Here is a 15494-nt window from a genome sequence, read left to right as displayed (position 1 = left end):
CTCCGGCCGGTCCCGCCCCCCGCTCACCCGGGGCGCGGGACCGGCCGTCCGTCGTTCACAGCCAGGGGATCTGCTCCGCCCCGTACCGGTAGGCACGGAACACGGAGTTCTGGGCGCCGCGCGAGGACTCCAGACCGGTGCCCCGGCTGAACGCGCCGAACTCGGGGACGACGAACTCCCACACCACGTCGCCCTCCGGAGTCACCTCGAAGAGCCGCCCGAAGGAACCCTCGGCGATGAACGTGTTGCCGTTCGCCAGCCGCTGCGCGCTGGACATGTACGGGCTGAAGAAGTTCTGCGGCGGGTTGTCCTCGTACGCCCACACCTCCTCGCCCGTGACCGGATCCAGCTCCAGCACCCGCGAGTACGGCACGGACGTCGTGTCGCGGTACGTCCCGTTGTCGAAGACCAGGATGTTGCCGCCCGGCAGCTCGTGCGGGTGGTGCTGCTGCGCCAGCACGTCGGGCCCGATCCGCCAGCGCACCGAGCCGTCCGCCCGGTCCACGGCCACGGTCGTGGACGCGCTGCGGAAGCCGATCACGATGCCGCCGTCGGCGAGTTCGTTGACGGTGTTGGCCATCGGCCAGTGCTCACGCGCGAAGTGCGGGTTGAGCGGGACCTCCTCGGGGTCGAGGTGCTCGATGGCCGCCCAGCGCCACACCGTGTCGCCGTCCCAGGTCAGCTCGTACACCACGTCCCCGTAGATCACCCCGTCCGCGGCCTCCGAGCCGGGGATGCCGCCGCGGATCCGTGCGGCGTCGGCCGGGGACAGCGGCTCCACCACGCTGATCAGCAGGTTGCCGTTCCGCAGCACGGAGGCGTCGTGGTGGTGGAAGGGGTGCCGGACCTCGCGCAGCACGGTGGAGTCGGGGGCGAGCTCCTGGAAGATGCCGCCGTGGTACACGTCCCAGATCGGGAAGAGCGTCGGCCCGGACGTGTCCTTGGCCGCGTAGAAGAGGTTGCCGTTCGGCAGCAACTGCGCCTGCCGGCCGGGCGGGTGCGGAGACGTCCAGGTGTGCGCGGTGCGGCCCTCGATGTCGACGAGGTGGATCTCGCCGTCCCCCGTGATCGGGGTGTACAGCGTGTAGCCGCCGTGACTGCGTTCGGGGTCGTGGGCGCGCAGGCCGGTACCGCGGCGGCGCAGGGTGTTCTGGTCGACGGTCATGGGGGAGCTCCTGTGGTGGATGGTCGGCACGGGTGGTCGGGGTGCGAGGGGTGCGGGCGGGACGTCAGCCGACGGTGACGGCCGCCGGATCGACGGTCCTGAGCGGACCGGGACGCAACCTCGCCAGCAGGGCCGCCCGGTCGGCGTCGCCGGGCAGGGACTGGGCGGCCTTGGCCCAGGCGGCCTCGTCCGTCAGCTGCGTCAGCAACTCGGGGGACAGGCTCGCGCCGTAGGTGTAGCGGGGCTGGTAGGCGTCGACGTAGCCCGCCTGGAGGGCGCCCTTCGACTGGGCGACCACGGCGGCCCGGGCGGCCGTCGGGTCGGCGGTCGCCGCCTGCTGGGCGCGCAGCACCGTACGCAGGACCGCCGTCACGGCCTCGTCGCTCGCGGAGGGGCCCGCGATGAGGAGTGTCCGAGCGGTGTAGCCGCTGAAGGGGAGTTCGGCGTAACGGTCGCCGAGCGCGGTGCGCGCCGCGCCGTAGAAGCTGGGGAAGGTGACGCCGGCGTCGATGTCGCCGCGGGCCAGTGCCGACGCGACCTGATTGGGGGTCAGGTTGACGACGGTCACGTCGGCCGCGGTCAGCTGCGCCGAGGCGAGCATCCGGCTCAGGGCGTACTCGACGTTGGTGCCCCGGGGCACTCCGATCTTGCGGCCCTTCAGCGAGCCGAAGCCGGTGATGCCGCGGTCGGTGGCGGACAGCAGCCGCCAGTCGCCGAACCGCGAGAGATCGGCGACGATCCGCACGTCGCGCCCGCTCAGCGCGGCCGTCACCGCGGGCAGGTCGCCCACGATCCCGAGCTGTGCCTGGCCACCGAGCACCGCGTTCAGGGCGTCGCGGCCGGTGGGCAGGGTCGTCACGGTGGCGTCGACGCCCTCGGCGGCCCACAGGCCGCGTTCCTCGGCGATGTGGACGGGGGCGCCGCCGAGGTGGTCGCTGCCGGCCACGGTCACGGCGTGCCGTCCGCCGGACTTCGACGGGGTGGCGGCCCCACCGCCGCAGGCGGTGGCGAGGACGCAGAGCAGGGAGGCCAGGAACGCGGCGGCCACCGCGCGGGGTCTGGTCGTGGATCGGGGTCCGGGCATGGTCGGGGGTCCTTCCGAGAGCAAGGGGAGTACGGAGGGCAAGGGGAGGGCGGAGGGGGCAACGGCGCGGAACGGGGAGGGGCGGGGCGGGTCCGGGAGGGTGCTCAGCCCGCGCCGAGGTGGCGGGCGATCAGCGCGCGCAGGTCCGGGTCGGGCGGGCCGGGCGTCACCGCGTGGTCGGCCAGGACCCGGCCGGGGGAACCGCCGAGGACGACGACCCGTTCGGCGAGGGCGAGTGCCTCGTCGATGTCGTGCGTCACGAAGAGCACGGTGGTGCCGCTGCGCCGCCACAGTTCCCGCAACAGGCCCTGCATCCGGGAGCGGGTCAGTGCGTCCAGCGCACCGAAGGGCTCGTCCATCAGGAGGACTTCGGGGCGCGCGGCCAGGGCGCGGGCCAGCGCCACGCGCTGTTGCATGCCGCCCGACAGCTGCGCCGGGTACTTCTGCGCGCCGTCGGCCAGTCCGACCTCCTCCAGCGCGGCCAAGGCCCGCTCGCGGCGCTCGGGGCGGGGCACCCCGAACCGTTTGAGGGCGAACTCCACGTTGCCGCGGGCGGTGCGCCAGGGGAACAGCGCGTAGTGCTGGAAGACCACGCCCCGATCCGGGCCCGGCCCCAGCACGGGCTCCGCCCCGGCCGTCACCCGCCCCGCCGTCGGGCGGACGAACCCGGCCACCGTGTTCAGCACGCTGGACTTCCCGCAGCCGCTCGGCCCGAGCAGCGCGGTGAACGAGCCCGCGGGGAACTCCAGGTCGGTGGGTTCCAGCACCGGGGCCTCGCCGTACCCGACCGACAGCCCCTCCAGTCGCACCGTCAGGCTCATGACGCGCTCCAGTGCACGAAGCGACGGCCCACGGCGGCGAGTACGAGATCGGCGGCCACCCCGAGCAGACCGAGCACCAACAACCCCGCGAACATCCGGTCCACCCGGAGGAACTGTCCGTCCACCTGGAGTCGGTACGCCAACCCCGCGTCGGCGCCGCCCAGTTCGGCGGCCACCAGGGCCAGCAGCGCCACGGACGCGCCGTACCGCAGTGCGGCGAGCAGGGCGGGAGCGGCCGCCGGTAGCAGCACCTCGGTGAAGCGCCGGTGCAGCGGCGCCCCCAGCGAGCGGGCTGCCCGCAGGTGTGAGACGGGGACGCGCGACACACCGTCGTGGACGTACAGCCAGACGGCGAGCAGGACGGCGTAGGCGATCAGCAGTCGCTTCGCGCTCTCGCCGATGCCGAACCAGGCGGTCGCCAAGGGCACGAGCGCGATGGCCGGTATCGGACGGAGGAAGGAGACCACCGGGGTCACCGCGGCCGACAGCCGGGGCAGGTAGCCCGTCGCGAAGCCCAGCGCGCCCCCGATCACGGCGCCGAGCGCGAAGCCCTGGCCGGCCCGCGCCAGACTGGCGCTCAGGTCGGTCGCCAGCACTCCGCTGCGGGCGCTGTCGACGAGCGCCGCGACCGTCTCGGCGGGGGTGGGCAGCAGCCCCGGAGCCACGGCGCCGGACCAGCCGGCCAGTGACCAGAGGGCGAGCACCGCACCGGCCGCGCCCAGGGCGGGCGCGAGCCGGCCGAGGGCCCGGCCCACGGGAGTTGGGGTGGCTTGCACGCGAGGACTCCTTCGTTGATAAGTGAGGTCAATAATTGACCACGCTTATGAACGGGGTGTTGCAGCGGTGCGAAACCTCCCGGGACCCCCCGGGCGAAGATCGGCGATGGGGTACGTTCACCAGCGTGTCCCGACCCGAACCCACCCCCGAAGCGATCGAGGTCGGGCGGGCGATCCGCGGCTGCCGCACCGCCCGCCGCGTCTCCATGGCCGTACTGGCCGCCCGCTCGGGCCTTTCGCAGCCCTTCCTCAGTCAGCTGGAACGCGGACTCGCCACGCCCAGCCTCAGCTCGATCTACCGCATCGCCGAGGCCCTCGACGTGGCTCCGGGAACCTTCCTGCGCCGCCCCGACCGGCCCGGAGTCGTCAGCCACGAGAGCGATCCACAGGTCATCCGCGTGAGCGAGGCCGCCGGGCAGGTCGCGAAAGTACTCATCCCCGGCGGCAGCAGCGGACTGATGGAGGCCTACGAGCACCACTTCGAACCCGGCCGGGGCGAACGCGGCTGGTTCGAGCACCCCGGCGAGGACTTCCTCTACGTCCTGGAGGGCGAGCTCGTCCTGGAGGTCGAGGGCGAGGAGCCGCTCGTCCTGCGCGCCGGCCAGAGCGCCCACCACCGGGGCGAGGTCCCGCACCGCTGCGGCCTCGGCGGACGTACGGTTCCCGCCCGCACCCTGCTGGTCATCGCGAACGCGTAGCCGGGTCGGCCGGGGCCGGTCGGGGTCGGCCGTCCGGACGGGCGAGCGGCGCCGTCCGGCCGGCCCCGGCCCCGGCCGGGCGTCGAACCGGAACCGGGGTCAGGACAGTCGCGTCACCCGCGCACCGAACGACGGCCCGTCCAACGCCCCCTCCACGGCGACCGGTACGGACTTCGCGCCGTCGCCCTCGCCCACGGTGAGCACGCCGACCTCGGTCCCCGCCTTCGCCTCGTGCGGAACGGACTTCGAGCCCGGGGCGAGCGACAGCCGCAGCTCCTGCCCCGGCACGCCGACGACGTTGAGGTCCTGCGTGGCCACCAGCGGGGTCGAACCCCCGAGGCCGTCCGACAGGTGGCCGACGAGCTGACCCTTGCGGATGACCGTCGTGGAGGTCAGCGCCGCCCGGACCGCCTCGATGACCTTCCGACTGTTGTCCTTCACCAGGCCCAGGGCCTTGGTGGCGTTCGGGTCCGGGCCGTCCACCCGCTGCTCCATCATCGCTCCGAGGATCAGCCGGGTCTCGCTCCCGACCGTCTTGTACGCCGCCCAGAGCAGGGTGCCGCCGGCGGGCGTGCTCGACCCGGTCTTGATCCCCTTGATGCTCAGACCGTTGGCGAGCAGCAGGTTGTCGTTGTTGTTGATGATCGGCTTCGGCAGGCCCTCGATGGTCGCGTTGGGCATCGCGACGATCGCCCGGAACGCCTCCTCCTTCATCACCGCCTCGCCCAGTTTGATCTGGTCGGCGGCCGTGCTGACGGTACCGGCGTCCAGCCCGCTGGGATCCGTGTACGTGGTGTGGTCCATGCCGAGTTCCTTCGCGGCCGCGTTCATCTTCGCGACGAAGGCGGTCGTGGAGTCGGTACCGGTGTCCCAACGGGCCAGCAGGCGGGCGACGTTGTTACCCGAGGGAATCATCAGCATCTTGAGCATGTCCTGCTGGCTGAAGGTCTGCCCGGCCGTCAGACCCTCGATCCGCGACTCGTCCTCGGCGGCGCCGTCGGCCACCGCCGCCGCGTCGACCTCGATGCGCGGACCGGCCTCGTTCTTGCGCAGCGGATGCCCCTTGAGGATGACGTAGGCGGTCATCACCTTCGCCACACTGGCGGTCGGTACGGGCTTCTGCTCGCCGAACGAGCCGATGTCCCCTGAGCCCGGCACGCGCACCGCCGCCTGCCCCTTGGCGGGCCAGGGGATCTGGGTGCTCCCCTCGAAGGCGTACGTGGCCGAGTCGGCGACCAGCTGCGGAGCCGGCAGGGGGCGCAGCAACTGCCCCCCGACGACGGCGCCGCCGAGCAGCAGCACGATCGGCGTCCACACCTTGACGCGGCGCGTGAGGGTACGGCGCGGGGTCTCCGGCGGGGGAGCGGTATTGGTCAGCTCGGCGAGCAGGTCGAGCGGGGGCAGCGGCGCCTCCCGTGTCCGCTCCGCCGCCGGGGGCTCGACGGCGACGGGCGGCGCGGCCGTCCGCGCGGGGGCCGGGCGGGGATCCTTGAGCGCGACGAACGTACTGGTCCGCTCGGGGTCGTCGACGGGCTCGCTCCGTGCGGGCCGGGGCGCGGCAGGGGCGGGCTTCGCGGTACCCGGCCCGGCCGGGGCGGTCGGCCCGGGCTTCGCGGGGTGGGGCCCGGCCGGGGCGGGGGCCGGGTCGGCGGTGTCGCCTTCGGTGTCGCCTTCGGTGTCGGTGTCGGCTTCCGCGTCGGCCTGCTCGGGGTCGGCATCCGGGGCGGTGGCGTCGGACCGGGCTGCCGCCCTGGGGTCGGTGCGCTCCGGGCGGGCCTTCGCCTCGGGGGCGTCGGGGGTGGTGTCGGTGTCCGGGGCCGCGTCGGTGTCCGGGTCCGCGTCCGTTTCCGGGTAAGCGGCGGCCTCCGCCTTCGCGTCGGGGTCAGGGCCGGCCTCCGCCTTCGCGTCCGCGTCCGACGTGGTCTCCGACTCCGCTGCCGGGTCGGAGACGGCAGGTTCGGCTGCCGGGTCCGCGGCGCGCCGAGAGGCTTCCGGTTCCGGGGCATCCGCCTGCTCGGGGGAGTCGGCTTCGGCATCGGCGGGCGCGGCGGGTTCGGCCTTCTGCGCGTCGGCTTCCTGCGCGTCGGCTTCCGGTCCGGCGTCGCCTGCCGCAGCCACGGGCGCGTCCTCGGAGGTGAACTCCGATTCGCTCCGAGACGGGTCGGTGACGGCTTCTCCTGAGCCGGTCCTGTCCGGGGCGGTGTCCCCCGTGCCGTCGGGCGCCCGCTCCGGGGCGTCGGAGTCCCGCCGGCCGCCGGCCTCGACGTTCCCGTCGGCGTCCGGCTCCGCGTTCGCCCGGGCCCCGGCCGTGGCGTCGGCCGCTTCGGTGCCCGCGTCCGCACCGGGGTGAGCCTCGGTCGTGGCGTCGGCGTCGGGTTCGGAGTCGGCGACGGCGTCCGCCTTCGGCTCCGGGCGGGCCTTCATCCTGGCAACCACGTCCACGTCCAGGTCCACGTCCGGGTCCGACGCGGTCTCCGCGTCCGTTGCGGAGTCTGTGTGCGTGTCCTCCGGGGTGGTCGGAACCGCGAAAGCGCTCCGGGGGTCGGGGGTCTTCGCCCGGCCGCCGGTGTCCGCACCTCCCGGGGTGTCCCGCCGGTCCCGGTTCGGGGCCTTGGCGGTCCGCTCGTTCTCCGACGCTCCGTCGCCACCGGCCGCCGTCGCCTCGCCCGCCACCGATTCCGCCTTCATCTCCAGCGTCCCACCTTGCTGCTCACAGCCGTTCCGGCCGCTCGTGCGCCCGCCGGTCCGGCCGGTTCTTGCCGACACGTCGGCGCGCCCCCGCGGGGCCCGCCGCATCCGTAGATGTACGTCGTGGCCACCGCGTTCCCCGCGCCGGAAGCTGTGACCGTTCGGTCATACTCCGCCGCGGTTTGACGATCACCGCACCACCCTGCACTATTCCACTAACGTGTTAGTGGAATGAGGTGGAGCTGATGGAATTCCGAGTCGATCGCCGTAGCGGCGTCGCCACCTATCTGCAGCTCGTCACCCAGGTGAAGCAGGCGCTGCGACTGGGTGTGCTCGAACCGGGTGACCGGCTGCCGACGGCGCGCGAAGTGGTCGCGGCGACCGCCATCAACCCGAACACCGTCCTCAAGGCCTACCGGGAGCTGGAGCGCGAGGGGCTCGTCGAGCCGCGGCCCGGCGCCGGAACCTTCGTGCGCCGGTCCCTGTCCCACCCCGGGGCGGCGGCCGATTCGCCGCTGCGCGCGGGCCTGGCCGCCTGGATGGCCCAGGCGCGCGAGGCGGGCCTGGGCCGGGAGGACATCACGGCGCTCGTCGCAGCGGCCGTGGACGACAGTTTCAGCACATCCGGGTCCGAGGGGCCCGGTACGTCGAGAGGGGAAACGGCGTGAGCGATCCGACCCACGCTCCGGCACTTCGGGCGACGGGCCTCGCGAGGGACTACCGCGGCAGGCCCGCCCTGCGCGGCTGCGACCTGGAGCTGTCCCCGGGGCGCATCACCGCGCTCGTCGGGCCCAACGGAGCCGGAAAGAGCACGCTGCTCCAGCTCGCCGCGGGCCTGACGCGTCCGACCGGCGGTCGAATAACCGTCTTCGGCGCCGCCCCCGGCACCCACGAGGCCCGGCGGCGCACGGCCTACCTGGCCCAGGACAAGCCGCTACACGCCGGATTCACCGTCGAGGAGACCCTCGGCATGGGCCGCCGGCTCAATCCGGGCCGGTGGGACCGGGTCGCCGCGGAACGGCTCGTACGCCAGGGGAACATCCCCTTCGGCGCCCGGATCGGCTCGCTCTCCGGCGGCAACCGGACCCGGGTCGCCCTGGCGCTGGTCCTCGGCAAGCGCGCCGATCTGCTGCTGTTGGACGAGCCGCTCGCCGACCTCGACCCGCTGGCCCGGCACGAGGTCATGAGCCTGCTCATGACGGAAGCCGCCGAACGCGGTACGGGCATCGTGATGTCGTCGCACGTCCTGGCCGAGCTGGAGGACGTCTGCGACCACGTGGTCCTCCTGCAGGGCGGCTCCGTCCGGCTCGCCGGGGACGCCATGGAACTCTGCGACGCGCACACCTGGCTCACCGGCCGCGCCGACCCGATGGAACCCGACGGCCTGCCGCGCGCGTTCGACCGCGACAGCGTCGTGCACGTCGCCGCCAGTGGCCGTCAGGTCACCGCCCTGGTCCGGACGTCCCCCGGAGAACCCTTCGCGCCGGGAAACCGGTGGATCGCCGAAACCCCCTCCTTGGAAACCCTGTTGCTCGCCCACCTGCGGTCCGCGCGTCCTGCCGGCGACCCCACGAGGACGGAGGCCGCCGCATGAGGGGCGCGCTCTGGCTGGCCTGGCGCCAGCAACGCCTGCTGATCCTCACCGCGACCGCGCTGCTCGTCGGCTGCGCGGTGTGGGTGGCGTACCAGCGCTCCGGGATGACGCAGCTGATCGAGGACCACGGATGGGTGCCCTGCCCGGGGTGGAACGGCGGCTGCGAGAGCGTCGCCACCTACGAGATCATGAACGGCAACGTCGACGGCATCCGGATGCTCGGTACGCTCGGGTTCTCGATCCCGGCCCTCATCGGCGTGTTCTGGGGCGCTCCCCTCATCGGCCGGGAGTTGGAGAGCGGCACCTTCAAGGTGGCCCTCACCCAGGGCGTCGACCCGCGCGGTTGGTTCGCCGCCCGTTTCGGTCTCGCCGCGCTCTTCGCCCTGTTGACCTCCGCGGTCATCGCGGCCCTCGTCGCCTGGTGGTGGCTGCCCATCGCCAACACCCTCGAAGGCCCCTACTGGCACGATGCCGTCGTCTACAACGCGACCGGCCCGGCCCCGCTCGCGACGGCGTTGTTCGCCCTCGCCGTCGGGACCCTCGCGGGGCTCCTGGTGGGCAAGGTACTGCCCGCGATGGGTGCGGCCTTCGGCGTGATCGGCGCGGCGATGCTCGCCATCACCTTCCTCCGCACCTCATGGATCGATCCGGAGGTCCGGATCACCCCCGGCATGACGCCCAAGCGACTCGTCGGGAGCGCCTGGTCGACGGGCGAGTTCGGCTACCGCACGCCGGACGGCCGGGAGTTCTCCATCGGCAAGTGGTGCCAGACGTCCGGCGAGGACGCCCGGCGGTGCATGGAGGAGAACGGCTTCACCAGTCGCTACCACAAGGTCTATCCCAGCGGCGACTTCTGGACCTTCCAGTGGATCGACACCGCGCTCTACCTGGGCCTGGCGGCGGTCCTGGTCGCCGTCACCCTGGCCGTCCTGCGCCGCCGCACCGCCTGACCCGCCGTACGGCCCGCTGCCTCGTACGGCCCGACCCGCCGTAGCGCCCGGATCCGCCGTACGGCCCGCAGTCACCACCGCACCTCTTCTCCGTACCCCAGGGGGACCCCTCATGGCCACCAAGAAGAACCTCACCGCCAACCGCGCCGGCGTCGGACACAAGGTCCGCTACGCGCTGGGCAATCCGACCCGCATCGCCCCGTACGTCCGGCGGGCCGCCCGGGACGGCTGGCTGCGCTTCAAGCACCCCGACCACGTGGGCTACTACCGGGCGGTCATGGCGTCCGACACCGGACGCAATCCGGAGGCGGCCGTCGGCAGCGGGAGCCACGACCGATGGTTGGCCCTCGGCAAGATGCAGTTCGACTACCTGGTCGAGCACGGCCTGGAGCCCCGCCACCGGATGCTCGACATCGGTTGCGGCAACCTGCGGGCCGGCTGGCGCTTCATCGACCACCTGGAGACCGGTCACTACTACGGCATCGACATATCGCCCGACATCCTCATCGCCGCCAAGCAGACCCTCACCGGGCGCGGACTCCAGGCCAAACTGCCGCACCTGACCATCACCCAGGACCTGACCCTGGACTTCCTGCCGGACCACCACTTCGACGTCGTGCACGCGCACAGCGTCTTCTCGCACTCGCCGCTGCACATCATCGACGAGTGCCTCGCCCACGTGGGACGGGTGCTGGCGCCGGGCGGCCGGTTCGACTTCACCTTCGACCGTACGGAAGGCGTCGAACACCAGGTCCTCCGCGAGGACTTCTACTACCGGACGCAGACCCTCGTGGACCTCGCGGCCAAGCACGGTCTGCGGGCCCGCTTCATGGACGACTGGGAGCGCCTCGGCCACGGCCAGTCCAAGCTCCGGATCACGGTGGGCTGACCGCCCGGCGCCGGGGGCCGCCCCATCGGCTCCCGGCGCCGCGTGACCTCGACCACCTCCCATTGGTGCTCAAATCTGCTTGGTGAAGGGCGACTTCAAGCAACTTCCGCCAAACGGCCCCGCCGGACCGCTATGTTGCCGGGAGCATGCCAATGCGGTGTGTCCGCGATCCGGACCGCACGAGGAGCTGCCCGATGACACCGAGCACCAGGCGCGACCGGCACGACCCCCCACCCCCACCGCCACCCCCGCTCCGAACCGTCCGGCCAGGCCGTCCCGCCCGCCGCCGCACCCCCTTCAAGGCCCTACCGGCCGCCGCGCTCGCCGTCGCGGGCCTCGTGGCCGTCGGACCGGCCACCGCCCGCGCGGCGGTACCCGACCCCGCCGGGGGCGCGAGCGCCCCGGCGGTCACGGCGGGGGACGTCACCGGGTTCACCCGGGCCGGCAACACCTTCACCGTCAGCACGTCCGGCGGGGCCAAGGCCCGGGTGACGGTCGCCCGCGCCGACATCTTCCGGCTCCGGATCTCGCCGGACGGATCCTTCACCGACGATCCGGCCGGTTCCGACCTGGCGCCCACCACCGACTTCGGGCCGGTGGACACCGACTGGACCGACGTCGGCGGGCACTACCGGATCACCACCGGGGCCCTGTCCATCCGCGTCGAGAAGTCGCCCCTGCGGTTCTCGGTCTACCGCGCCGACGACGCCACCCCGGTCTGGCAGGAGACCCGCCCCACCACCTGGGGCGGCGGCAGGACCACCCAGTACCTGGCCCGGGGAGCCGACGAGCAGTTCTACGGCACCGGTCTTCGGCTCGGCGAATGGGCGCTGCGCGGCAAGACCGTCCCCGTCGCCGTGGACAACAGGTGGCGGGAGAACGACAACGCCAGCCCCGCGCCCTTCTACATGTCGACCAACGGCTACGGCGTCATGCGCAACACCTGGGCCCCCGGTTCGTACGCCTTCGACTCGCCGACCGCCCTCACCCACGACGAGGACCGCTTCGACGCCTGGTACTTCACCGGGAACTCGCTCAAGTCCGTCCTCGACGCGTACACCGACGTCAGCGGCAAACCCTTCATGGCGCCCCTGTGGGGTTTCGAACTCGGCAACGCCGACTGCTTCAACGCCTCCAACCCCGATTACCAGGGCAGGCACGACCGCCCGCGCCACCTCACCACACCCGACGTCATCGGGTACGCGGCCGACGCCCGGGCCGCCGACATGCCCTCGGGTTGGTTCCTGCCCAACGACGGCTACGGCTGCGGCTACACCGCACCCCTGAAGTCCACCGTGGACGCCCTCGCGGCCAAGGGGTTCCGGACGGGCCTGTGGACCTCCACCGGCCTCGGGTCCATCGCCGACGAGGTCGGGAAGGCCGGCAGTCGCGGGGTCAAGACGGACGTCGCGTGGATCGGCAGCGGCTACAAGTACGCCTTCGACGGGGTCCGGCAGGCCGTCGAGGGCATCGAGAAGAACTCCGACGCGCGCCGTTACGTCTGGACCGTGGACGGCTGGGCGGGTACCCAGCGCAACGCCGTCGTCTGGACCGGCGACACCCACGGAACCTGGGACGACATGCGCTGGCACGTCCCCGCCATCACCGGAGCCGGTCTCTCCGCGCTCAACCACGCCGCCGGCGACATCGACGGGATCTTCGGCGGCAGCCCGAAGACGTACGTCCGCGACCTCCAGTGGAAGGCCTTCACCCCGGCGTTCATGACCATGTCCGGTTGGGGCGCCACCGGCCCGTCGGCCGGCTACCAGGACAAGCAGCCCTGGCGGTTCGCCGAGCCGTACCTGTCCATCAACCGCAAGTACCTCCAGCTGAAGATGCGGCTGATGCCCTACCTGTACACGATGAGCCGCGTCGCACACGAGACGGGCGTACCCAGCACCCGCGCCCTGGTCCTGGAGCACCCCGACGATCCGGTGGCGCGCGGCAACGCCACGAGCGGGCAGTTCATGGCGGGCGACTCCTTCCTCGTCGCCCCCGTCGTCTCCGACACCTCGGTGCGCGACGGCATCTACCTGCCCGCCGGCACCTGGACGGACTACTGGAGCGGGAGGACGTACGCCGGACCGGGATGGTTGAACGGCTACCGCGCCCCCCTCGACACCCTTCCCCTCTTCGTGAAGGGCGGAGCGGTCGTCCCGATGTGGCCGCAGATGAACCACACCGGCGAGAAGCCCGTCTCCACCCTCACCTACGACATCCATCCGCGCGGGTCCTCCACCTTCAGCCTCTACGAGGACGACGGCCTGACCCGCGCCCACGCATCGGGCGCCTTCGCCCGCCAGCGCGTGGACGTCACCGCCCCCACGGCGGGGTCCGGGACGGTCACCGTCGCCGTCGGAGCCGCGACCGGCGACTACACGGGCAAGCCCGCCTCGCGCGGCTACGAGTTCAACCTGCACGTGGCCTCCGCCCCCACCACCCTCACCGTGGACGGCGCGGCGTCGCCCCGCCTCGCCGACCGGAGCGCCTACGACGCCGCCGCCACCGGCTGGTTCTTCGATCCGGCCGACCGGTCAGGCGTCCTGTGGGTCAAGTCCGGCACGAAGTCGGGGGCGTTCACCGTCACCGCCACCGGGGTGGCCGTCCCCGCGGCCGAACCGGTCCCGGCGGGTTCGCCGCTCCTGGACCCGACGCGGTGGAGCCTGGTCTCCACCGACAGCCAGGAGAGCGGTGCCGAGAACGGCTCCGCCCGCAACGCCTTCGACGGGAACGCCGCCACCCACTGGCACACCGCCTGGTCCGGCGGCGCCCCGGCCGCGCTGCCGCACGAGATCGTCCTCGACCTCGGAGCCCGTCACACCCTCGACGGGCTGGGCGTGCTGCCCCGCCAGGACGGCGGCGTCAACGGTCGGATCGGCGGTTACGAGGTCCACGTCTCGGACTCCACCGCGGACTGGGGCGCACCTGCCGCCACCGGCACCCTCGCCGACGGCGCGGGCGTCCAGAATATCGCCCTCGCGCCCCGGACCGGCCGCTACCTGCGACTGCGGGCCCTGACCGAGGCGGGCGGCCGAGGCCCGTGGACCAGCGTCGCGGAACTGACCCTGACGGGACGGCCGGCGCCGCTCCCGGCCGATACCACCCTCGTCAACAAGGCCTCCGCGCGGTGCGCGGACCTCCCGCACGGCGCCACCACCCCCGGGACCGCACCGACCCTGTACTCCTGCCACGGCGGCCCGAACCAGCGCTGGACCCTGCATTCCGACGGCCGGCTCACCGGTCTCGCCGGGGTCTGTCTCGACGCCGCCGACCCGGCCGGGGTCACCGTCCGGGCCTGCGACGGCAGCCCCGGTCAGAACTGGCGGACCGCCCCGGACGGCAGCCTCCGCAACGCCGACCGGTGCCTCGCCCCGACCGGGTCGGGCACCGCCGACGGGACGCGGCTCACCCGGGCCGCCTGCACGGGCGGCGCGGCCCAGCGCTGGACCCTCACCCCCTGACCCGTGGTGCGCGGGGTTCGGCCCGGCCCCCCACGCCGGGCCGCACCCCGCGCACCACGCCCGCCGCCGGGCCGTCGCGGCCCGGCAGCGCCGCCGCCGCCACCAGACCGGTCGCGGCGAGCGCGGCGAGTACGGCGAGGGTCCGACCGACGGCGCCCTCCGCGTCCGGGCCGACGGCGCCGGCGCCCGTACCCGCCGCGACCGCGATGCCCAGGGCCGGCCCGACGTTCATCGCGGTCTGCTTCAGCCCGCCGACGACCCCCGCGTACCCGGGCGGGGCGTCACCCACGACCGAGGCGGTGGCGGTGACCATCACCGCCGTGAACCCGGCGCCCAGCAGCCCGAACGCCACCGGCCCGCCCGATCCCAGCCCCGCGATCCCGGCCACCACCGACACCGTTCCCGCCAGGGCGGTCCGCCGAGGGCCCAGCCGGCGCAGCGCGAGGGCCGCCGGCGGTGCCCCGGCGATCATCAGCGCCGTCATCGGGAGCACCCGCAGCCCGGTTTCCAGCGGATCCAGTCCCCGTACGTCCTGCAACAGGAACGTCGCCGTGAACAGGGCGCCGAACATTCCCGCCGAGACGGCCGACAGCAGCGCCATCGAAGCCGCCACCGGTCCGGCGCGGGCCACGGCGGTCGGCACCAACGGTCGGGAGCCGCGCCGCTCGTGGCGTACGAACAACGCCCCGAGTCCGGCCGCCGCACCGAATCCCAGCAGCGTCGCCGGGGCCGTCCAGCCGTGCTCCGCGGCGCCGGCCAGGGCGTGCACCGCCGCAGCGACCGCCACCGCGAGCAGCGCGGGACCGGCCACGCCCATCGGGGCGCGCGGCGCCTCCGCCGCCGGGGTGACCCGTAGGGCCGCCGCCGCGCCGGCGATGACCACGGCCACGGGCACGTTCACCAGGAACACCACCCGCCAACCCCACTCCGCGACGACGAGCCCGCCGAGCAGCGGCCCCGCCGCGGCGGCCAGCCCGATCGCGGCGGTCCGGATCGCGACCGGCCTGCCCAGCCGGTCCGGGGGATGGGCGAGCCGGAGCAGTGCGAGGGTGGCGGGCTGCAACAGGGCGCCGAACAGGCCTTGGACGGCCCGCAGGGCGACGACCCAGCCGACGTCGGGGGCGAGCGCGATGCCCGCCGAGGCCGCGCCGAAGCCCAGTACGCCGGTGAGCAGCAGCCGGACGTGTCCGTACCGGTCGCCCAGTCGGCCGGCGATCACGAGGAACGCGGCGACGGTGATCAGGTAGGCGGTGCTCGTCCACTGCACCTGGGCCGCGCTCGCCCCCAGGTCCTGCCGCAGTGCGGGCTGCACCACGATCAGGACGGTGCCGTCGAGGGCGACGAGCATCGCCGCCGCCACACTGACGA

The 15494-nt window shown here is 73.6% G+C and carries 12 protein-coding genes; 6 read left to right on the top strand and 6 right to left on the bottom strand.

Annotation, left to right across the window (positions count from 1 at the left end; genetic code table 11):
* Positions 1-55 precede the first annotated feature (55 nt).
* The 4 genes from ACZ58N_RS01135 to ACZ58N_RS01120 all read right to left on the bottom strand — a co-directional run bounded on the left by ACZ58N_RS01135 (position 56) and on the right by ACZ58N_RS01120 (position 3846).
* Complete coding sequence (locus tag ACZ58N_RS01135) at positions 56-1165, bottom strand: aryl-sulfate sulfotransferase (RefSeq protein ID WP_471154066.1); 1110 nt, start codon at positions 1163-1165, stop codon at positions 56-58.
* Positions 1166-1229: 64 nt separating this feature from the next.
* The gene (locus tag ACZ58N_RS01130) at positions 1230-2249 is read right to left on the bottom strand and encodes an ABC transporter substrate-binding protein (protein ID WP_471154064.1); all 1020 of its coding nucleotides are present in this window, start codon (positions 2247-2249) and stop codon (positions 1230-1232) included.
* 104 nt (positions 2250-2353) lie between these two features.
* Positions 2354-3070 carry an ABC transporter ATP-binding protein gene (locus ACZ58N_RS01125; protein ID WP_471154061.1) on the bottom strand — a complete coding sequence of 239 codons (717 nt, stop codon included), beginning with the start codon at positions 3068-3070 and terminating at the stop codon, positions 2354-2356.
* Positions 3067-3846 (bottom strand): ABC transporter permease, encoded by a 780-nt coding sequence (locus ACZ58N_RS01120; RefSeq protein WP_471154058.1) that lies wholly within the window; start codon positions 3844-3846, stop codon positions 3067-3069. The genes ACZ58N_RS01125 and ACZ58N_RS01120 overlap by 4 nt, the downstream gene beginning before the upstream one ends.
* Positions 3847-3971: 125 nt before the next feature.
* On the opposite strand from ACZ58N_RS01120, the gene ACZ58N_RS01115 reads away from it, so the two are divergent.
* On the top strand, positions 3972-4544 hold the full coding sequence (locus ACZ58N_RS01115) for a cupin domain-containing protein (protein WP_471154057.1): 573 nt from the start codon (positions 3972-3974) through the stop codon (positions 4542-4544).
* A gap of 99 nt (positions 4545-4643) precedes the next feature.
* Here the strand turns inward: ACZ58N_RS01115 and ACZ58N_RS01110 are convergent, their stop codons facing one another.
* Entirely contained in the window at positions 4644-7232 is a 2589-nt protein-coding gene (locus ACZ58N_RS01110) for a D-alanyl-D-alanine carboxypeptidase family protein (protein WP_471154055.1), read from the bottom strand.
* 245 nt (positions 7233-7477) lie between these two features.
* On the opposite strand from ACZ58N_RS01110, the gene ACZ58N_RS01105 reads away from it, so the two are divergent.
* The 5 genes from ACZ58N_RS01105 (at position 7478) to ACZ58N_RS01085 (ending at position 14126) form a co-directional block, all read left to right on the top strand.
* Positions 7478-7900, top strand: coding sequence for a GntR family transcriptional regulator (locus tag ACZ58N_RS01105; protein ID WP_471154052.1), 423 nt, complete (start codon positions 7478-7480; stop codon positions 7898-7900).
* Complete coding sequence (locus ACZ58N_RS01100) at positions 7897-8826, top strand: ABC transporter ATP-binding protein (RefSeq protein WP_471154050.1); 930 nt, start codon at positions 7897-7899, stop codon at positions 8824-8826. Before ACZ58N_RS01105 ends, ACZ58N_RS01100 begins: the two co-directional genes overlap by 4 nt.
* Positions 8823-9776 carry a transporter gene (locus ACZ58N_RS01095; RefSeq protein ID WP_471154047.1) on the top strand — a complete coding sequence of 318 codons (954 nt, stop codon included), beginning with the start codon at positions 8823-8825 and terminating at the stop codon, positions 9774-9776. The genes ACZ58N_RS01100 and ACZ58N_RS01095 overlap by 4 nt, the downstream gene beginning before the upstream one ends.
* Before the next feature lie 112 nt (positions 9777-9888).
* Complete coding sequence (locus ACZ58N_RS01090; protein ID WP_471154046.1) at positions 9889-10665, top strand: class I SAM-dependent methyltransferase; 777 nt, start codon at positions 9889-9891, stop codon at positions 10663-10665.
* 194 nt (positions 10666-10859) lie between these two features.
* Positions 10860-14126, top strand: coding sequence for a TIM-barrel domain-containing protein (locus tag ACZ58N_RS01085; RefSeq protein WP_471154044.1), 3267 nt, complete (start codon positions 10860-10862; stop codon positions 14124-14126).
* Here the strand turns inward: ACZ58N_RS01085 and ACZ58N_RS01080 are convergent.
* Entirely contained in the window at positions 14116-15474 is a 1359-nt protein-coding gene (locus tag ACZ58N_RS01080) for an MFS transporter (RefSeq protein ID WP_471155178.1), read from the bottom strand. The genes ACZ58N_RS01085 and ACZ58N_RS01080 overlap by 11 nt on opposite strands.
* Positions 15475-15494: the final 20 nt, after the last annotated feature.

The sequence above is a fragment of the Streptomyces sp. NPDC040432 genome (assembly GCF_055595445.1).
The sequence above is the reverse complement of the archived record's forward strand: the minus strand, read 5'-3'. Positions and strand labels throughout refer to the sequence as shown.